This is a genomic window from Corallococcus sp. BB11-1, assembly GCF_026626625.1.
GTDB lineage: Bacteria > Myxococcota > Myxococcia > Myxococcales > Myxococcaceae > Corallococcus > Corallococcus soli.
Window position 1 is genome coordinate 53259 of sequence record NZ_JAPNJY010000014.1, and the last position, 18658, is coordinate 71916.

Annotated in this window: 14 protein-coding genes; 7 read left to right on the plus strand and 7 right to left on the minus strand. The window is 69.1% G+C overall.

Annotated elements, in window-relative coordinates:
• Positions 1 to 57: 57 nt before the first annotated feature.
• On the minus strand, positions 58 to 1455 hold the full coding sequence (locus tag OV207_RS12980; RefSeq protein ID WP_267555428.1) for a PepSY-associated TM helix domain-containing protein: 1398 nt from the start codon (positions 1453 to 1455) through the stop codon (positions 58 to 60).
• 22 nt (positions 1456 to 1477) lie between these two features.
• A complete protein-coding gene (locus tag OV207_RS12985; RefSeq protein ID WP_267555431.1) occupies positions 1478 to 2353 on the minus strand; it encodes an energy transducer TonB in 876 nt (291 codons plus the stop codon).
• Positions 2354 to 2547: 194 nt separating this feature from the next.
• Between OV207_RS12985 and OV207_RS12990 the strand changes: the two genes are divergently transcribed.
• The 3 genes from OV207_RS12990 to OV207_RS13000 all read left to right on the plus strand — a co-directional run bounded on the left by OV207_RS12990 (position 2548) and on the right by OV207_RS13000 (position 6216).
• Positions 2548 to 3051 (plus strand): hypothetical protein, encoded by a 504-nt coding sequence (locus tag OV207_RS12990; RefSeq protein ID WP_267555434.1) that lies wholly within the window; start codon positions 2548 to 2550, stop codon positions 3049 to 3051.
• A 457-nt stretch (positions 3052 to 3508) separates the two neighbouring features.
• A complete protein-coding gene (locus OV207_RS12995; protein ID WP_267555435.1) occupies positions 3509 to 5602 on the plus strand; it encodes a cation:proton antiporter in 2094 nt (697 codons plus the stop codon).
• A gap of 80 nt (positions 5603 to 5682) precedes the next feature.
• The gene (locus OV207_RS13000) at positions 5683 to 6216 is read left to right on the plus strand and encodes a polymer-forming cytoskeletal protein (protein ID WP_267555437.1); all 534 of its coding nucleotides are present in this window, start codon (positions 5683 to 5685) and stop codon (positions 6214 to 6216) included.
• 24 nt (positions 6217 to 6240) lie between these two features.
• Here OV207_RS13000 and OV207_RS13005 read toward each other — a convergent pair whose 3' ends face one another.
• Both OV207_RS13005 and OV207_RS13010 read right to left on the minus strand, forming a co-directional pair.
• Complete coding sequence (locus OV207_RS13005) at positions 6241 to 6882, minus strand: cysteine hydrolase family protein (protein WP_267555440.1); 642 nt, start codon at positions 6880 to 6882, stop codon at positions 6241 to 6243.
• 23 nt (positions 6883 to 6905) lie between these two features.
• Entirely contained in the window at positions 6906 to 7907 is a 1002-nt protein-coding gene (locus OV207_RS13010) for a WD40 repeat domain-containing protein (RefSeq protein ID WP_267555442.1), read from the minus strand.
• A 163-nt stretch (positions 7908 to 8070) separates the two neighbouring features.
• Between OV207_RS13010 and OV207_RS13015 the strand changes: the two genes are divergently transcribed.
• The 4 genes from OV207_RS13015 (at position 8071) to OV207_RS13030 (ending at position 12587) form a co-directional block, all read left to right on the plus strand.
• Positions 8071 to 8274, plus strand: coding sequence for a cold-shock protein (locus OV207_RS13015; RefSeq protein ID WP_193348754.1), 204 nt, complete (start codon positions 8071 to 8073; stop codon positions 8272 to 8274).
• A 164-nt stretch (positions 8275 to 8438) separates the two neighbouring features.
• Positions 8439 to 9086: an SRPBCC family protein gene (locus OV207_RS13020; protein WP_267555445.1), complete on the plus strand. Its 648-nt coding sequence runs from the start codon at positions 8439 to 8441 to the stop codon at positions 9084 to 9086.
• A gap of 156 nt (positions 9087 to 9242) precedes the next feature.
• On the plus strand, positions 9243 to 11735 hold the full coding sequence (locus tag OV207_RS13025) for a hypothetical protein (RefSeq protein WP_267555446.1): 2493 nt from the start codon (positions 9243 to 9245) through the stop codon (positions 11733 to 11735).
• 477 nt (positions 11736 to 12212) lie between these two features.
• Complete coding sequence (locus tag OV207_RS13030) at positions 12213 to 12587, plus strand: DUSAM domain-containing protein (protein WP_267555448.1); 375 nt, start codon at positions 12213 to 12215, stop codon at positions 12585 to 12587.
• Positions 12588 to 12686: 99 nt separating this feature from the next.
• On the opposite strand, the gene OV207_RS13035 is transcribed toward OV207_RS13030, so the two are convergent.
• The 3 genes from OV207_RS13035 to OV207_RS13045 all read right to left on the minus strand — a co-directional run bounded on the left by OV207_RS13035 (position 12687) and on the right by OV207_RS13045 (position 18648).
• Entirely contained in the window at positions 12687 to 17111 is a 4425-nt protein-coding gene (locus OV207_RS13035; protein ID WP_324291525.1) for a discoidin domain-containing protein, read from the minus strand.
• A 293-nt stretch (positions 17112 to 17404) separates the two neighbouring features.
• Positions 17405 to 18085: a hypothetical protein gene (locus tag OV207_RS13040; RefSeq protein ID WP_267555451.1), complete on the minus strand. Its 681-nt coding sequence runs from the start codon at positions 18083 to 18085 to the stop codon at positions 17405 to 17407.
• Between the two features lie 8 nt (positions 18086 to 18093).
• Positions 18094 to 18648 (minus strand): hypothetical protein, encoded by a 555-nt coding sequence (locus OV207_RS13045; RefSeq protein WP_193348749.1) that lies wholly within the window; start codon positions 18646 to 18648, stop codon positions 18094 to 18096.
• Between the last annotated feature and the right edge of the window lie 10 nt (positions 18649 to 18658).

Sequence of the window (18658 nt, forward strand, 5' to 3'; positions counted from 1 at the left end):
GCCCCCCTGGAACACAGCATCCGGAATCCCCCGGATACTGTGTTTCACGAGATGAAGTCAGGCCGCGTTTGTCTTGGATTCCGTTGATGCGGGCGTCACGACTTCGGGCGCTTCTGTCTGGGTCCGGCGGCGCGGGAAGAACCGGCGCCAGGACAGCGAATAGCCGGTGTAGACGAGGAAGACCGCGCCGAGCGACGCGAGCCCCGCGACGAGCTGACCCAGCCAGCCCAGCGCCTCGCCGGTGTGCAGGAAGCGCAGCCAGGTGCGCACCTTCCGACCGCTGTTGAAGTCCGCGTACGTCTCCGTGCGCAGCGCCTGCCCCGTGAATGGATCCAGCGATACCTGGACCGTCGAGAACAGCGGCCACCGGTCCTGCTCGCGCACCGTGAAGGTGCTCGCCTGCGGTCCGCCGCGCCCCGCACCACCGGGCCCGCCTGGACGGCCCTCGCCAGCGGCGCCGCCCTTCGGACCACCCTCGCCCCTCGCAGCACCCTCACCTCTCGGTCCACCCTCGCCCCTCGGAGCACCCTCGCCCTTGGGGCGGCCTTCGCCTCGCGGCCCGCCCTCCCCCTGGCCCGCGCCCGGGGCAGCGTTGTCCTTGGGTGGCGTGGGCAGCCGCAGGGTGATGGTCTCCCACGGCTTCGCCTGCGTCATGGCCACCGCGAACAGCGCATCCATCTCCTGGGGCCGCGCGCCGGGCGCCGGGGTGGGCACGGGCACGGGCGGGGACACGCTGGGCCCCTGCGCGTTGGGCGCCGGGTTGCCGGTGAGCGTGAAGACCAGGTTCGAGGCCCACTTGTAGGAGATGACCGCGCCGGACGCCGTCAGCACCAGCAGCACCGGCAGCGACCAGAAGCCGATGACGTTGTGCCAGTTGAAGTCGCGCGCCTTGCCCTTGAGCCCGCCGCGGAACCACAGCGTCGGCCGCAGGGAGCGCAGCGTCCACTTGCGCGGCCACCACAGGAACAGGCCCGTCAGGCCCAGGAAGAAGAAGGCCAGGTTGCTCACGCCCGTGACGGCCTTGCCGATGGCGCGTTGCTCGCCGGAGACCGCGAGCCAGCGGTGCGCGTCCTCCATCGTGTGGAAGAACGCGCGCAGCCCCTTGGCGCCCTGCTCGCGCACCTCGCCGGTGAAGGGGTGCACATAGACGGCGCTGTTGCGCCCGGTGGCCACGGACACCACGCTGTCCGGCTCCGGGAACAACGTCACGGCGGTGGGCTGCGCGCCCGGCCGTGCCTCCTTCACCTTCGCGAGCATCGCCTCCACGGACAGCCGGGGCGTTCCAGGCGGAGGCGGCGCCGCGTGGCGGGCGTCGCGGTCCGCCTGGTCGATGAGCTGCGGCTCGAACGCGAGCGCCACGCCCGTGAAGGACATCACGCCGACGACGAGTCCGACGATGAGGCCGGACGCCAGGTGGATCCAGAACAGGACGGAACGGAGGAGGCCAGGCTTCATGATGTGCGTCTCTTCGAGCAGGTCACTTCAATGCGAACTTCACCGGGATCACGACCTTGACGCGCACCGGGCGCCCGTCGTGTCCCAGGGCCGGCGAGAAGCGCCAGCGCGATACGGATTCCATGGCGGCGTCGTCCAGGCCGGGCACGGAGCGCTGGATGCGCGTGTAGGCCGGCTCCACGCGCCCGTCCGCCCCAATCACCACGTACACCATCACCACGCCCGTGACGCCGTCCTCCCGGGCCCGGCGCGGGTAGTCCGGCTTGCCGTCGAGCAGCACCGGCAGCTTCATCACCTCGCGGGGCGAATAGATGGCAGGCGCCGCGCCCAGCCCACCCACGCGGCCTCCCGCGAGCCCGCCCACCGTCCCACCCTCCACGCCGCCCACCACCCCCTGGGGCACCCCGGGACCGGCCGGAGCGTCCGCCACCGCAGGGGCCACGTCCCGCGCAGGGGCCTCCTCCACGGGCGCCGGGGCGGCCTCCTCCTTCACCGGCTCCGGCGGCTTCGCGGGGATCATCAGCTCCTTCTTCACCGGGCGGGGCTTGCGGGCCAGGGGCCTCACCGGCTCCGTGCGGGCCTGCCGCGCCTGCATCCCCCCACCCAGCGGCGGCGGAGGCGGCGCGTACGCCATCAGCACCAGCTCCGGCTCCGGGGGCTTCACCCGGGCGGGGGGCTCGCGGCCCGCCACCGTCAGCCCCACCACCAGCGCCACCACGTGCGCCGCGGTCGCGGCCATCACCGCCCCACCCCACCTGCCCCACGCCCCATCCGCCGTCGCATCCGCCGACTGGAAGAGCCCCACCGGGGCCCTCACCCTGTTGCCGCGGACGCCCGAGCCTTCCGGTGCCGCCGGACCCAGCCCCAGCCCGTCGTCGAAGTTGAGAATGGTTCTCATTTTCACGTTGAAAGAGCAAATACCCCCTGGAAGGTGGGAACGTCAATCTGCGGCCAGGCTGAAATCATTCCAGCGCGGCAATGCGTCACCATTTCGACGCCAAGGGCATGATTTTCCGGGGTATCTGAGGGGACGGACGCGTATAAAGGCGTTCCGCTGGCACGGTTTCCATTGCCAGGGGGTTGTCGCACCTGATGCGACAATCCCGCCCCCCACCCTTCATGACGACCGTCGCCGCCACCTCCGGGCGCGAAGCCCTCCGCGAGGCCAGGTTCACCCTGGCGGCGGTCATGTGCGCGGTGGCCTTCGCGGCCGTCGTGGGGCTGACGGGTTCGGGCTCCGCCGCGTTGGAGCGGGCGGAGCCGGGGCTGGAGAGCTCCCGCGCCGCGTCGGTGACGCGCACTTCCTCCGGCAAGGGGACGCGGTGGGTCGCGGGCATCCTCCATGAGGATCCCCTGGGCACGCCGGTGCCCGCGTCGCGCGATCAGGTGGGCCCGGGTGGCGGCCACCACCGTCCGGCGACGCCGTTCCTGCCCCGGGTGGACTCCCCGCGCGCGTTGCTCGCGCGCTACGACGCCCGGGTGCTGGCGCAGGCCAGGAGCCTGCTTGCCCAGGCGCTGCCCTCCCGCCTCTCGCCGCTGGCGGACCGTCCCCTGACGGTGAACTGCCCGGCCCAGGGACCGCCAATCGCGGGCTGAGCAGCGCCGCCCCTCCGTCCTCTTTCGCGGGCCCGCATCCGTGAGGCTCCTGGCGTGCCTTCAGGAGCCCGGGCAGGCAGGCCCTTCATCCAGCGTACTTTCTTACCGCGCCTGCTTGTGTGAGCGCGCGAGGCCGTTTCACATGTCCTCCTCTCCTTCTTCCGACCCCACCCCCACCCCGCCCCCACCGGGCGAAACCCCGTATCGGCAGTGGCAGGGCGCGCGCCTGCTCTGGAGCGCACTGCCGCTCGTGGTCATCATCGGTGCGGCCATCTCCCTTGAGCGGTGCGTTTGAGTCCGCCCTGACATCCCGTGAACCCCGGCTCCGCGCGGTCCAGGCGGCGTCGGGATCCTGAACCCGGGGGGCCCCGCCCGAAGCAGGTCCTCCCTCCATCCACGACGGCCCCCTCCCCCACTCGCGCGGGGGTGGACCGCCCCCGTCCCCAAGGCGCCCCCCATGCACGACGCCCACGCCTTCCTCCAAGCCCTCGCCACCGTCCTCTGTGTCGCGGCGGTCACCACGGTCCTCTTCCAGCGCCTGCGCCAGCCGGTGGTGCTGGGGTACATCCTCGCGGGCTTCATCATCGGGCCGCACGTGCCCATCCCGCTGGTGGCGGACCCCAACATCGTGACGACGCTGTCGGAGCTGGGCGTCATCCTGCTGATGTTCTCCCTGGGGCTGGAGTTCAGCCTGCGCCGGCTCTTCCAGGTCGGCCCCACCGCGGGGCTCACCGCCGTCATCCAGTGCAGCGTGATGGTGTGGCTGGGCTTCATCGTGGGCCGCGCCTTTGGCTGGACGATGCTGGAGAGCCTGTTCACCGGCTGCTGCATCGCCATCTCCAGCACGACCATCATCGCCAAGGCGTTCGACGAGCAGAACGTCCGGGGCGCGCTGCGCAGCATCGTGGTGGGCATCCTCATCGTGGAGGACCTCATCGGCATCCTCTTGATGGCCATGCTCACCGCGGTCTCCAGCGGCAGCGGGCTGTCGGCGAGCGAGCTGGCGATGACCGTGGGCAAGCTGGCCGCGTTCCTGGTGGGCCTGGTCGTCATCGGCCTGCTGGTGGTGCCGCGGGTCATCCGCTCCATCACGAAGCTCCAGCGGCCGGAGACGACGCTGGTGAGCAGCATCGGCATCTGCTTCGCCATCGCGCTGCTGGCGCAGGCGTTCGGCTATTCGGTGGCGCTGGGCGCGTTCCTCGCGGGCTCGCTGGTGGCGGAGTCCGGCGAGGGCAAGGACATTGAACACCTGGTGCAGCCGGTGCGCGACCTGTTCGGCGCGGTGTTCTTCGTGTCGGTGGGCATGCTCATTGATCCGGCGCTCATCCGCGAGCACTGGATGGCCATCGTGGTGCTCACGCTGGTGGTCGTCTTCGGGAAGATCATCAGCGTCACGCTGGGCGCCTTCTTCACCGGCAACGGCACGCGCACGTCCGTGCAGGCGGGCCTGAGCCTGTCCCAGATTGGTGAGTTCTCCTTCATCATCGCGGGCCTGGGCCTGACGCTGAAGGCCACGGGCACGTTCCTGTACCCGGTGGCGGTGGCCGTGTCGGCCATCACCACGCTGACGACGCCGTGGCTCATCCGCGCGTCCGGGCCGCTCGCCAACTGGGTGGACCGCAAGCTGCCCGCGCCACTGCAGACGTTCGCGTCGCTCTACGGCAGTTGGGTGGAGAACCTGCGCACGTCGCCGCGCCAGAAGACGGTGGGCGCGAACGTGCGGCGCATGGCGATGATGCTGCTGCTGGACGCGGCGCTGCTCACCATCATCGTCATCGGCACGTCGGTGATGCTGCCCCAGGTGACGGCGTACATCGACTCGCGCATCGACTGGGACGTGACCTTCACGCCGATGATCGTCATCGGCCTGGCGGTCGTGCTGGCCCTGCCCTTCTGCGTGGGCATCATCCGCGTGGCGCGCCGGCTGGGCGTCGTCCTGGCGGAAGGGGCGCTGCCGGCGGTGCCCGGCGGCAAGGTGGACCTGGCGGCGGCGCCGCGCCGGATGCTGGTGGTGGCGCTGCAACTGGCGAGCGTCTTCATGGTGGGCGCGCCGTTGGTGGCCATCACCCAGCCGTTCCTGCCGGGCTTCCCGGGCGCGGTGCTGCTGCTCATCTCCCTGGGCGTGCTGGGGTTCACCTTCTGGCGGAGCGCCACGCACCTGCAGGGCCACATGCGCGCCGGAGCGCAGGTCATCGTGGAGGCGCTGGCGGCCCAGTCCCACGGGAAGGGCGGCGATGAGGAGGCGGCCCCGGACGTGCTGCACGGGGTGCGGAAGCTGCTGCCGGGCCTGGGTGAGCCGGAGTCGGTGGCGCTCGGCGCGTCCAGCGCCGCGGTGGGCCGTACGCTGGCGGAGCTCAACCTGCGCGGCATGACGGGGGCCACGGTGCTGGCCATCCGCCGGGGCTCGGAGGGGGTGCTGGTGCCGTCCGCGCAGGAGGTGCTGCGCGCGGGTGACATCCTCGCGCTCGCGGGGACGCACGAAGCCATCGACGCGGCGAAGGGCGTGCTCAGCGGGAGCCCTGAAGCCACGGCGGATGCCGCGCCGGTGTGAGGCGGTGGATGCAATGGGGGGACGGGGCCGGCCGTAGGCATGGCATGCCGTCCCCCTTCCGCTTCCTGGAGGCCTCTCCCATGCGCCGCTCCTTCCTGCCGACCCTCCTGGTTGCCTGTTCGCTGGCCGTGCCCGCCCTGGCGGCGGAGCCGGCGAAGCCGCCCAAGGCCCCCGTCAAGCGCATCTGCGTCAACGTGAAGGACGGGAGCAAGGCGGTCCAGGGCACGAACCTCGTCGTCGAGCCCGGGGACACGCTCCGGGACGCGGTCGCGGTGGACGGCGACGTCATCGTGAGGAAGGGCGCGGTGGTGGACAACGACGTGGCCGCCATCCGGGGCCGCGTCATCCTGGAGGCCGGGGCCCGGGTGAAGGGCGACGTCGTGTCCCTGGGCGGCGAGGTGCGGGTGCACTCCGGCGCGCGCGTCGACGGCAGCGCCACGGCCCTGGGCGGCAAGCTCAAGCTGGACAAGCAGGAGGACGTGGGGGGCGAGAAGGTCAGCTTCTCCATGGAGTTCAACGGCGAGGACCTGGTGAAGCAGCTCATCGGCAAGGCGCTCGACGAGGATCAGAAGTGCCACATCCTCGACGACGACGATGACGACACGGACGCCTGAGCGGCTCCGGACCGGGGCCCCGCGTCACTTCCACTCAGGCGGGGGCTTCCGGGTCGCGGCGCGCCGCGAGCGGCGCGGGGGCTTCACCTCGTCACCCCGGCACACGCGCACCCGCAGGAAGCGCTGGAGCTGATCGAGGGCCAGGTCGTGGTCCTTGTCGCTCTCCGCGCAGCAGCAGTCGCTGAGCACGGTGATCTTGTACTCGTGCATGTGCGCGTCGTGGGCGCTGAAGAAGACACACAGGTTGGTGGCGATGCCCGCGAGCATCAGCTTCTTCGTGCCCAGGTGCTCCAGCAGGGGCACCAGCGACGTGGCGAAGAAGGCCGAGTGCTTGGGTTTGAGGATGAAGTAGTCGTCAGGTGAAGGCTTGAGGGCCCGGGCGATCATGCGGCCCCGGCTGCCCCTGCGGGTGCAGTGTTTGTAGACGTCCGCGAAGTTGCTGCGCCAGAGGTTGAAGTTGTCGTTGACGTAGATGACCGGCACGCCCGCCTGACGCATCTGCTGGGCGAACGGCGCCAGGCGCTCCACCATGCGCCGTGCCCAGGGCAGCACGTTCTCACCGCCAGGGAAGTCCAGGTCGTTGATGACGTCGATGATGAGCAGCGCGGTGTCGGAGCGGCGCTCGCGTGTCGCCCCCTTCCGGACCGCCTGACGCGGCTTCGCCACGGCCACCTCCTGGAGGCTTCAGGCTAATCACGCTGTCCGCCAGGCCCAAGTGCCCCGCGCGCCGCCCCCCAGATGCCCACCTTGCCGTCGTCCATGCCCCAGCTCACGAAGCGCCCGTCAGGGGAGAAGGCGACGGTGCTGGACTCCATGTCGTCCAGGTCCGAGTCTGAAAACAGCCTGCGGCCATCGTGGACGGCCCGCACCTCGAAGGCGCAGGTGTCCGCGCTGATGGCCAGCAGGGATCCGTCCCGGTTGAACTCCACATGGAGGGCACCGGCACCAGGTCCCTCCAGGCTCCGCAGGACGCAGAGGTCTGGAAGGCCCAGGAACACCACCTGACCCGAGGACGTCCCCGCGACCAGCGCTTCTCCGGACGGAGCGAACGCGACGGTCCAGGTCCGGTTGGAGTGCTCGAAGGCGTGGGTCCCCAGCAGCCTGCCCGTCCGCGCGTCCCAGAGCCGGAGCGAGGCACGGACCGTGTTGCCCTCCTGCTCCTCGGCGGCGCCCGCGGCCGCGAAGTGGCCATCCGGCGAGAGCGCACAGCCATAAAGGTAGGCGGGCTCCTCCCGCCGCCACACCAGCCAGCTGCGTCGCAGATCCCACAGCAGGACGCGACCGCCGGGGGCGCTGAGCAGCAGCTGGGTCCCCTCCGCGGACAGGCACGCACCGGAGACGGACATTCCCGTCTCCACCGTGGACAGCAGCTCGCCGTCAGCCACGGACCACGTCTGCAGGGCCCCCCGGATCGTCACTGACAGGAGGGTCCGCGCATCCGGAAGGAACCACGCCGCCACACCCCCGGCCAGGGGGCGCGTGAAGAGCGGACCGCTGCCGTCCGAGGCGAGGTCCCACCAGCGCAGTTGGGCATCGCCCCGACCCTGGACCGACAGCAGGTGGCGCGACGCCGCGTCCCAGCCCAGCCACTGCAACCTGGCGTGTGGGGAAGGGTCGGGCTCCCCCAGCGTCCTCACGCGGGTCAGGCTCCGCGCGGTGTCGGGGGTCAGCAGGGGGGAAGGTGCATACATTCGCATCCAGGATACGTGATCCGCTCCGAGCGACGCAGGTGGACCTGGAGGTTCCTGGCGCCCTGCCTGCGACTCCAGGCCGGGGTGGCGCCCCGCGCGCCGTTCCTAGATTCCAGGCACCCAGGCCTGGACTTCCCCAGGGGTGTCACTGAAGGACGGCGGTATGGCGACTGGAGTCGTGAAGTGGTTCAACGCGGACAAGGGTTTTGGCTTCATCACCCCCCTCGGCGGTGGCGCCGACGTGTTCCTGCACCGCTCCGCCATCAAGTCGGATGTCTTCAGGGCCCTGGAGGCAGGTCAGAAGATCGAGTTCGAAGTCACGCAAGGGACCAAGGGTCCGCAGGCGACCAGCGCCCGGCCCCTGTAGCCCCCTTGACCTCGCGCCGGGTGTAGGGCCCGCCTGGGAGCGTCACGGTGGGCGCACCCCGGGTGCCCCGCCCCGGCCTCCTGGCAGGGGGACTTGAGCGGCGGAGCATGGTGGACCTAAGACGCCTGCGCCCCTTCCCGGGGCTGCCGTCCCGAGGAACATCCATGCTCAAGAAGATCGCCATCGGCCTCGCCGCCGCGCTCGCGCTGCTGCTCGCCTTCATCGCCACCCGCCCCAGCACCTTCGTCCTGTCGCGCACCGCCACGCTGCCGGGAACGCCGGACATCGCTTTCGGGCTGGTGAACGACTTCCACCAGTGGGAGCGGTGGTCGCCCTGGGAGAAGCTGGATCCGAACCTGAAGCGCGTCTACGGCGGCGCGGAGTCGGGCACCGGAGCCACCTACGCGTGGACGGGCAACTCCGAAGCGGGCGAAGGCCGGATGACCATCGAGGAGAGCCGCGCGAACGAGTCCGTTCGCATCAAGCTGGAGTTCCTCAAGCCCTTCGCCGCCACCAACACCACGACGTTCACGCTCGCGCCCGCGCAGGACGGCGTCGCCGTCACCTGGGCGATGAGCGGCGACAACAACTTCATCAGCAAGGCGTTCTCGGTCTTCTTCGACATGGACGCGATGGTCGGCAAGGACTTCGAGAAGGGCCTCGCCAGCATGCAGGCCGCCGCCACCGCGGAGGTCGCGAAGCGCGCGGAGGCCGAAGCCGCCCACAGGCAGGCCGAGGCGAAGGCCGCCGAGGCTGCTGCCGCCGCCACGCCCACTGACGGCGCTCCCGCCGTGGCCGTGCCCACGCCGTAGTCCCCACGCCAATCCCTTGCGGCTCCCGGCCCCTTGTTGCCTCCCAGGCAACAGGGGCTTCTTGTTTCAAGACAATATGTCATTGCACGGCCCGGGGTCGCACCGGGATTCACTTATGGTATTTGTCATGCCTCTTCGACACTTCGAGGTCTGGCCATGCCTGTGTTTCATGGGGCCCCGCGGCTCGCGCTGTGCCTGCTCACGTTCATTCTTGCCTGTGGTTCCACCGAACCTGATCCGACGCCTGGGGAGGACGACGAGACCGACAAGGTCGCCGCGCTCACCCTGTCGCCCAACGGGGCAACGCTCCTGGTGGGTGAGTCCCTGACGCTGGCCGCCCATGCGGTGGACAGCACCGGCCAGGTGCTCAAGAACGTCCAGGTGACCTGGAGCTCCTACCTGCCGGAGTACGTCACGGTGACGGGCGGCCGGCTGAAGGGTGTGACCGCCGGCGGCTCGGTCATCACCGCCAAGGCGGGGGCGGCGAGCGCGACCCTTTCGGTGATCGTGATGCCCTACGATGCGTCCCGTCCGTCGAGCAGAGAGGTGCTGGCATCCGCGCGTGAAGCCGGCCTCATCAACGACGAAGAGCTGCTGGCCTATCAGGTGTACGCGGCGTTCAGCGATCCCCGCCTGCCTCCCCAGTACAAGGCCCGGGTCGAGTCGGGCTTCGACGACACCACCCTCGAAGCGCTGCGCGAGCGCTTCGATACCCTCTCCGCGCCAATGCAGGAAGCGCTCGGGATGTACCTGCTGCGCCCGGATGATCCGGGGAGCTGGCTCAACGCCCCCCTGCCCGACACCCGGCTGATCAGCCAGCAGTCGCGCCCCGCCTGCCGCGCCAGCTCCGACGGCTGGCACTCCCTGTCGAGGTCCTACGCGAAGGTGAAGGTCTGGTTCCAGGTCGGCGTTGTAACTCAGCGCGAGCAGGCCCTGATCCTCGACGAGGCCCTGGAGAAGGAGATCTGGCCGAAGCTGATGGCGCTGGGGCTCAAGGAGCCGCTCACCGACGAGGCCTACAGCGGTTGCAACGGGGGAAGCCCCCACCTCGACATCTACCTGATGCGCAACATGACCGGTCGGGGGTTGACCGTCCCGGAGGGCTATTTCAACAGCACGCAGGCCCCCACCTACATCCTGCTGTCGGACTCGCTTGTCGAATTCGACCCCACGGACGCGACGAAGATCAAGGACTCGGCGCCCCTCAAGGGCGCGGCGGCGCATGAGTTGATGCACGCCATCCAGTGGTCCTACAAGACGAAGGACTGGCAGACCCGGTACGGGTGGATCCGCGATGCGACCGCGAACTGGGCCATCGACCATGTGTATGAACAGAAACTGCAACTTGAGCACGACTACGCTGACTGCTTCATGAGCACCCCGAACCTGCATCTGGAGGACCGCTCCACGGGTCACTGCAAGCGTCCGGGTCTGAGGGACGCTGGACGCGACTACGGCGCCTACCTGTTCTTCCAATTCCTGGCGAAGAAGCACGGCCCGAAGTTCGTGGTGGACGCGCTGGAGAAGCTGACCACGGAGACCTCCAGCCTCACCGCGGTGGACTCCGTCGTCCCCGGCAAGCTGGAGAAGGCCTGGCCGGAGTTCGCGAAGGTGCTCTGGAACCAGGCGCCCATCGACACCAAGGCAGAGTCCTTCAATACGTGGGACAAACTCTCGGAGAAGGTGAAGTCCAACGCACTCAAGGGCGACCTGGCCGGCGCGCCCGAGCTCAAGGAAGAGCTCGACGATGAGCTGAACAATCTGGCCAACAGCTACGACCACTTCACGTTCAGCGACCCGAACACGCGCTCCCTGCTGTTCCACAACGGGTGGTTCAAGAACATCACCGAGTCGAAGGAGCCGGTGAAGGTGACCGCGCTCTGGAACGACGCGAGCGGGACATGGCACGAGGAGGACTGGAGCGAATACGAGTACGTGGGCCTCTGCCGCGACATGAAGTCACAGCGCGCACAGGACCTGATCATCATCACCAGCAACGCGAAGTTCGCGCCCGGCGGCGGCGGGAGCCTGAAGGCGGCGAAGACGCCGTACCTCAAGCGCAGCAACGTGGGCTGCTGGAAGTACAAGGGCACCACGAAGGCCGCCGAGATGGCACCGGGCTGGTCGGGACGGGGGAAGATCCTCGACGCGAACGTGGAGTACCAGGTGCTGGGGGCCTTCGCGACCGCGGACTATGATCACCCGAGCATCCCGCACACGAAGCGGCTGGGGGCCTTCATGATCATGCCGCCCAGCGGCGACTTCACGCTCGACATCAGCTACGGGTTCGGAGGGTGCAACTACACGTATGGGCCCGCGAAGTACACGCTGGGGACCTCGGGCGGGGTGCTGTTGATGAACCCCTTCAATGAGCTGAAGTCACCGGATCCCGACACCCAGGACTGGCTGTCGCACGCATCGCGCGCGTACAGGTCGGCGCTCGCGGATGGACGCATCGTGAGCGTCGCCGTCAGTGGCAGGGACTGCCATGGACCGGAGCTGGATTCCCCCGGGAACATCCTCTTCACGGACTCGGGTGAACCCTCGGCCACACCGCAGCTCGTGAAGCCCAACGGCGAGCTGTCCGGGACGTTCCGCATGGGAGACACCACCTTCGACTGGACGCTGCAACCGCAGGCCGAACCCTGAGTCGGAGGGCTTCCGCAGGAGCCCCGCGCTCCTGCGGTTGACCACCCTGAGTGAGCGCCCCATCGGCGCCTCATTGTAGGATCGGACTCCATGGCAACCCCGATGACCGCCCCCTGGCGGCACCAGTTTGCGCCCATCCTCGCGGCCCTCAATCTGGGGTGCGCCACCATTGCCATGGACACCGAGACGGACTGCATCCAGCGCCACCCCGGCTTGCCGGAGGCGTGCGGACTCACCACCGCCGAGGCTACCGCCATCCTGGCCGCTGGCGTCGGCTCCACGGGGACGCATACCGACTCCGACGCGGAGATGTACGTTGACGACCCGCGCCTACCTGCGTGGAAGAACCGGTGCCTTCGGTCCTGGAACAACTGCGCGGACGGTAGACTCTTTGGCCCCTGCACCGATTGCCTGCGCATCTGCGAAGGCCAACACGTATGGCCTGCGGATAAGTGCGGCCCGAAGAGGAAGCGCTAGATGACAACCCCACCCAACTGGGACGCGATACGTGACCTATCCCGGCGGGTGATCCGCGAAGGAGCTCCCCTTCTCCGCACAGAAGACACACGCGCGCTCCTGCTCCGCACCGCGGATGAGGTTGCCATCGCTGACGCAGCATCCGCACTCCAGTCAGATGACGGAGCACTTACGCTCCTCCACGAGTGCTCCCGCCGTATCTCGGAAGGCTCCAACCGACTCATGGACGCATTGGACCGGATGTACAGGCACCAGGACGCGGGCAACTACGAGGACGCGCGCCAGGAAATGCGCGAAGTGCTGTCCGTCGAAGTCGTTCCCTACTACCGCGAGGCAGCGCAGGGGCAGCTTGACGACATGGCCGACAATCCGTGACGGGAGATAAGGACCGGCACCGTCCCAGGGGTCGTCAAGAAACAGAAAAGGGCGGCCGTCTTCCGGCCGCCCTCCCCTTCAGCTCAAACCCTCACCCGGCTACTTCGTGAAGGTGATGGGCCCCGTGGACAGCGTGGCGTTGTTCGCGCCGTCCACCGCGCGCACGCGCCACGAGTGCGTGCCCGTGGACAGCCCGTTCACCGTCGTCTGCTCGGTGCCCACGCCGTACACCTCGAACTCCCACAGCGAGTAGCCGTAGGCGGTGGCGCGCTGCACGCCGCGCATGCGCACGTAGCGGCCCACGCCCGTGAGGCCCGTCCAGTCGTCGATGCCACCGTCGCCGGTGTCCACCGTCTTCAGCGCCACCCAGTTGGTGGCGCCGTCCAGCGACGTCTCCAGGACGTAGCGCCGGCCGTACGCGGCCTCCCAGTTCAGCAGGACGCGCTTGAGGGAGTAGATGGCGCCCAGGTCCACGGTGATGGAGTCGGTGTCACCCGTCGTCGCCGTGCCGACGCTCGACCAGCGCGTCGTCAGGACGCCGTCCACCGCGTCGTTCGGGCTGCCGAACTCGGACGAGGTGGCCGCCACGTTCTTGCCCTTCGCCAGGTTCGTCCCGGCGGGCGTCGCCGCGCTGCGCAGGATGGCCGGGCTCCGGTCCGCCCCGTCCACAATGAGCACGTACTGCGCCACGCCCGCGCCCACGTCCGTCGTCTGCTCCCAGATGAAGCGCGTGGACGTCCCCGGCACCGCCTGGCCCGCCGACGGCGACAGCGCCGCGAAGGCCGCCGGAGGCGTCGTGTCGTTCAGCGTGAAGGTGAACGTGGGCGACTGCGTCACCCCGTTGGCCCAGTTGAACGCCTTGACGAACCAGGTGTGCGTCCCGTTCGCCAGCTTCAGGCTCTCCAGCGGGGCGGACGGCGTCCTGGTGATCGCCACCGGCGCGGGGTTGCCGTCGATGAAGACCTCGTAGCGTTGGATGCCCGTCTGCGGGTCGCTGCTCGCGTTCCAGGTGAACGCCGGACGCGTGCCGGTGATGACCACGTTGTTCGCCGGCGTCAGCAGGCTGAACGCCACCGGCGCCGTCGCATCCGTCAGGCCAAAGCCCTGGAGGCCCGCGCCGTACTGGAACAGCGGGTTGCCGTAGATGGGCTCGATGTGCTCGCCTGCGGCGATCTTCGCGCGGATCGTCGCCCGCTCCGCCGCCGTGGCGCCCAGGTCGTACGGCAGGTCCCAGCGCTCCAGCTGGTCGTTCTCCACGTCCGTGCCAATCTGGCTCATGGCGCGCGGCAACTGCCACGGCGTCTTGCCGCGCGGCAGCACGTCACCGAACAGCACGTCCGCCACCGCCAGCCCGCCCATGTCACCGGGGCGGTAGGCGATGAGGAACGCGTTGGAGATGGGCATCACGTTCGTGAGGATGTACGGCCTCGGCATGATCATCACCGTGGTCGTGGGGATGCCCCGCGACCTGAAGCCGTTGATGATGCCGAACTGGTCGCCCCACTTCGCGTCGTGGGCCGGGCCAATCGGGTCGCCGGGCAGGTACGGCTTCTCCTTGTCCCACTCCGTGCCGTGCGTGAAGTAGCTCTCGCCCACCACCACGATGGCCGCGTCCGGCGTCACGCCCGCGGGGGCGTTGTCCTTGTAGACCGTGAGGCCCGCGGCCTCCGCGCGCGCCTTCACCGCCGCGTAGATGGTCGGGTCACCGAACTCGTAGCCGTGGAAGTCCGAACGCCAGGTGACCATGCAGGACATGTCGTCCGCGCGAGGACCCGCGATGACGATCTTCCCGCCCGCCGGCAGTCGCAGCGGCAGCGCGCCGTCGTTCTTGAGCAGCGTCATCGCCCCTTGCGAAGCGCGGCGCACCGCCGCCTTGCTGGACGCCGTGTGCCATTCGGAGGTGCCCGCGGGGCCGTTCTTGTACGGGTCCTCGAAGATGCCCAGGCGGAACTTCAGGTCGAGGATGCGCCGCACCGAATCGTTGATGCGGGCCAGCGGGACCTCGTTCTCGAAGTTGGCCATGGCGGACGGCGTGGCGCCGCCCATGACGTCCGAGCCCGCCGTCGCGGAGCGCACCCACGCGCCGGAGGGCAACCAGTCCGAACAGATGACGCCGTCGTACTTCAGCTTCTGGCGCAGGTAGTTGAGGATGCCCGGGTTGTCACCCGCGCCGTACCCCTCCGGCCCCAGCAGCCAGCTGCCGGCGTAGCCCGGCATGATGCCGCTCGTGCCCGCCTCGATGGCCGCGTGCCACGGACGCATGTGGTAGTGGATGGTGGTGCCGTCGTAGGTGATGCCCGCCTCACCGCCAGCGCCCTGCCCCGGCCAGTGCTTCGTCGTCACCCAGATGGAGTTCGGGTTCACCTCCGGGCCGCCCTGGAGCCCGGCGATCAACGCGCGGGTGATGCCCGACGCCAGCTCCGCGTCCTCGCCGTTGCCTTCCTGGGTGCGCGGATAGAGGACCTTGGTGTTCACCTCCGCCAGCGGGGACAGCGTGCCCCGGCTGCCAATGGCGATCTGCTCCCGGCGCTGGATGTCACCCATCTCATAGACGGTGTCCAGGTCGCGCGAAGCGGCGAGCGCCGGCTGCGTGGGCCAGCTCGTCTTGTAGCCGTGGATGGAGTCACCCGCGTCGATGTGCGGGATGCCCAGCCGCGTCGCCGCGGACGCCCTCTGGAACATCGCGATGTCCGTGGGCGACAGCGGCCCCATCTGGAAGCCCGCCAGCGGGTACTCCTTCGCGTCGTAGAACATCTGCATGGCCTTCTCATGCAGCGTCATGCGGCCCATCAGGTCGCTCACGCGCACGGAGATGGGGTTGCGCCAGTTCTCGTACGGTTCAATCGTGCCGTTCTTGTTCAGGTCGCGTGAGCCATTGATGAGGTTGACGCCGTCCGCCTGCGTCTCCACGGTCGGCAGGTACACGCTGAAGTTGCCGATGTCGGAGCGGGACGTGCTGCCCGGCAGCGTCGCCACCACGTACCACTTGTACGTCCAGCGGTCCGGCAGGTCCTCCGTGAAGGTGAAGGACGTGCCCGTCTGTGACGCCACCTGCGTGTAGCGCTCCAGCAGGCTGCCCGGCGCCATCCAGTCGTAGTCGTTGCGCGTCAGGTTGACGTAGAGCGTGTAGTTCGTCGCGCCCGTCACGGGGGCCCACGTCAGCGTGGGGCGGCGCGTGGTGGTCACCATCGTGTTGTTCGTCGGCGTCACCAGCCGGAACGCCCCCGTCACCGGCAGCGGCGCGGGCGCCACGTACGGGTCCGGGATGATGGTCGGGTCGCGAGGATCCGTGGGGCCGTTGCCCGTGGAGAAGATCTCCACGTTCCAGTCCGCGCCCTGCACCGCCAGCGCGCTGACGGACTGGCCGCGCTGGAGGTTGCCATTGAAGTCCACCACCGCCAGACGGATGTCCGTGTTGGGCTGGGTGGGTGAGAACTGGTTCTTCGACAGCGTCACCGTCGTGTTGGGCGGGAACGTGAGCTGGTAGGTGAACGGCCCGGGCGGGTTGCGCACGGACGGCGTGGTGTTGCCCTCCTCCGGGGCGGGCGTGACGCTGAGGGGCGCGGGCGACACGTTGATCTTCGCGTACGCCAGCTCCGGGAAGTTCAGCTTGATCGTCTGGTTGGTCGTCTGCGTCGGCGGCGGGTTGGTGCCGCCGGACTGGTAGACCTCGAAGGACCACAGCGAGTAGCCGTAGCCGGTGCCGCGCTCGGTCCCGCGCATGCGCAGGTAGCGGTACGTGCCGGAGACGGGAATCTCCCGGCGGCCCGCCGCGCCGTTGGTCACGGTGTTGAGCGTGGTCCACTGCGCGTCGTCGTTGGAGCCGTCAATCGTGTACGTCTTGCCGTAGGCGCCCTCCCAGTCCAGCACCACCCTGCCCACCACCTGGGACGAGCCCAGATCCACGCGGATCCACTGCGGATCCACGGCGGGGATGGAGGCCCAGCGCGTCGTGCCCAGCCCGTCGAAGGCGAAGCCCGGCACCAGGTACTCGGAGTTGCCCTCCACGCTGGACGCCGTCGCCGGACGGTTCCTCGCCAGGTCCGCGTTGGTGGGCGGCGGGGTGCCCCCCGTCTCGTAGATGGCGAACTCCCAGAGGGAATAGCCATACGCGCCCGCGCGCGCGACGCCCTGCATGCGCACGTAGCGGCCCGTGGTCCCCGCGGGCAGCGTCAGGTCGTCCACCGCGCCGTCGCCATTCGTGACGGTGAGCGCGTCCGTGAAGGCCGTGCCGTTGGCGGACACCTGGATCTTGTAGCCCGTGGCGTAGCCGGCCTCCCAGGTCAGCACCACGCGCGAGATCGTGCGCGTCTGCCCCAGGTCCACGGTGATCCACTCGTTGTTCGTGAAGGCGCTGCCCCAGCGCGTGCCGCCGTCGCCGTCCACCGCGTACTGCCCCAGGAAGTTGCCTTCCGCGGAGGACGCCGTGGTGGGCCGGTTCAACGCGACGTTCGTCTGGGCCTGGGCCGGTGACGCGGCCAGCATGGACACCAGCATCGCGACCGCGGCGAAGGCCCGCTTCAACCAGACACCGGGTGGAGCTTCGAGCAGAACGGGGCATGCGCCCGTCCTTGACGATTCCGTTGGATGTAGAGACATTGGGGGACGACTCCTTGTGGAGGAAACACCGTGAGGCATGCGTCCGGACGCACGACCAGGACGCGCGTCAGACGCAGGGGGACTGCCTGGCTGGAGGGACTGCTTCCCGGCCCCGACGACACCGGACGCGAGGGAACGCCGGTGGCGTCAAGACGAGGCTCGGGCGTTCCGGCTGTCAGGTTCGACAGCCGGCCCGCCCTCCTGGCACTGCGTCCTGCCTAGTTCGCGGTGAAGTACAAGTTGTCGAGCAGGAGGGAGTCGCCGGCGGCACCACCTTCAGCGGCGAAGGTGAACGGTGACGAGACGGCGTTGAGCTTCAGGCCCGCCGCGGTGAAGTCCGCGATGGGGATGGCCAGGTGATGCCACTGGCCGTCATTCACGTAGCCGTACTTGGAGGCCGCGAGCTGATAGCCCTTCTCGTCGGCCTTCACGCCGCTGGACATGCCGATCTTCACGCCCACGAAGGCGGGATCCGCGGACTTCATGCTGACGTGGAGCGTCTTCCACGCGTCCAGGTTGCGCACGTTGGTCCAGTGCACGCCGAAGCCCATCCACGGCTTGCCGTTCTGGACGATCTTCGTGGCGAACTTGCCCTCCACGCGGTCCTCCAGGGAGTCGAAGATGTCCTCCACGTAGACGGTGTTGTCGTAGAGGTAGAAGTTGCTCTCCGCGTTGTCGAGCACCACCTCGTCGGAGTGACCCGTCTCGTAGAAGATGCCCACCATCAGGCGGCGCGCGCCGTCCTCATAGGGGAACGGCCCGGGCAGCACGTCCGAAGCCGGGTCCGTCCCGCCGTCGTTGTTGTTCCCGACGGGGCCCTGGTCCGAGTAGTCCGCCGGGCCCGGATCCGGGCGGCAGGCGGCCAGCAGCAGCAGCAGTCCCCACATCGGCTTCGTCATGGGCTTCTTCATGGCTTCACCGCCCGGTCCGCACCACTGGAGGTCTTCACCATCACCCAGCCGCCCGTCACCGTGCCGCCCAGCTCCACCACGCCCTTGTAGGCGGGCGTCACCAGGTCATAGGCGATGGTGCCGGACGCGTCGTACGTCACCGCGTCCGGGAAGTTGTCGAGCACGGACTGGTAGGCCTTCACCGCCATCTCCCGCGTCTGCGGCAGGCTGGCCTGATCCGCCAGGCCCCGCTGGTAGATGGCGGCCAGCTGCACGCCCACGTAGTACTGCGCTTCGCCGTAGGGCCCCTGCGCCAGGACGGTGGCCCACGAATAGAAGCCCGCCACGGGGCTGGCCCCGGACTGGATGTCCCACTTCGTCTCCGCGCCCACGCCCGACAGCCGGAAGGGGTTGTACGGGTCATCCAGCACGGACGTGTTCGGGTAGATGCCCATCTGGGGGTCGGTGACCACGAAGGTCATGTCCTCCAGCGAGCGGCCGTAGATGAGCGTCGGATCGTCGTAGCAGCCGGACAGCGACGCCACGGCGGCCACCAGCAGAGCAGTCCTCATGTTGCGTCGT

Coding starts and splice junctions, on each gene's coding strand:
- OV207_RS12980 (WP_267555428.1), bottom strand. CDS start 1,455: ATGAAGCCTGGCCTCCTCCGTTCCGTCCTGTTCTGGATCCACCTGGCG.
- OV207_RS12985 (WP_267555431.1), bottom strand. CDS start 2,353: ATGAGAACCATTCTCAACTTCGACGACGGGCTGGGGCTGGGTCCGGCG.
- OV207_RS12990 (WP_267555434.1), top strand. CDS start 2,548: ATGCGACAATCCCGCCCCCCACCCTTCATGACGACCGTCGCCGCCACC.
- OV207_RS12995 (WP_267555435.1), top strand. CDS start 3,509: ATGCACGACGCCCACGCCTTCCTCCAAGCCCTCGCCACCGTCCTCTGT.
- OV207_RS13000 (WP_267555437.1), top strand. CDS start 5,683: ATGCGCCGCTCCTTCCTGCCGACCCTCCTGGTTGCCTGTTCGCTGGCC.
- OV207_RS13010 (WP_267555442.1), bottom strand. CDS start 7,907: ATGTATGCACCTTCCCCCCTGCTGACCCCCGACACCGCGCGGAGCCTG.
- OV207_RS13015 (WP_193348754.1), top strand. CDS start 8,071: ATGGCGACTGGAGTCGTGAAGTGGTTCAACGCGGACAAGGGTTTTGGC.
- OV207_RS13020 (WP_267555445.1), top strand. CDS start 8,439: ATGCTCAAGAAGATCGCCATCGGCCTCGCCGCCGCGCTCGCGCTGCTG.
- OV207_RS13025 (WP_267555446.1), top strand. CDS start 9,243: ATGCCTGTGTTTCATGGGGCCCCGCGGCTCGCGCTGTGCCTGCTCACG.
- OV207_RS13030 (WP_267555448.1), top strand. CDS start 12,213: ATGACAACCCCACCCAACTGGGACGCGATACGTGACCTATCCCGGCGG.
- OV207_RS13040 (WP_267555451.1), bottom strand. CDS start 18,085: ATGACGAAGCCGATGTGGGGACTGCTGCTGCTGCTGGCCGCCTGCCGC.
- OV207_RS13045 (WP_193348749.1), bottom strand. CDS start 18,648: ATGAGGACTGCTCTGCTGGTGGCCGCCGTGGCGTCGCTGTCCGGCTGC.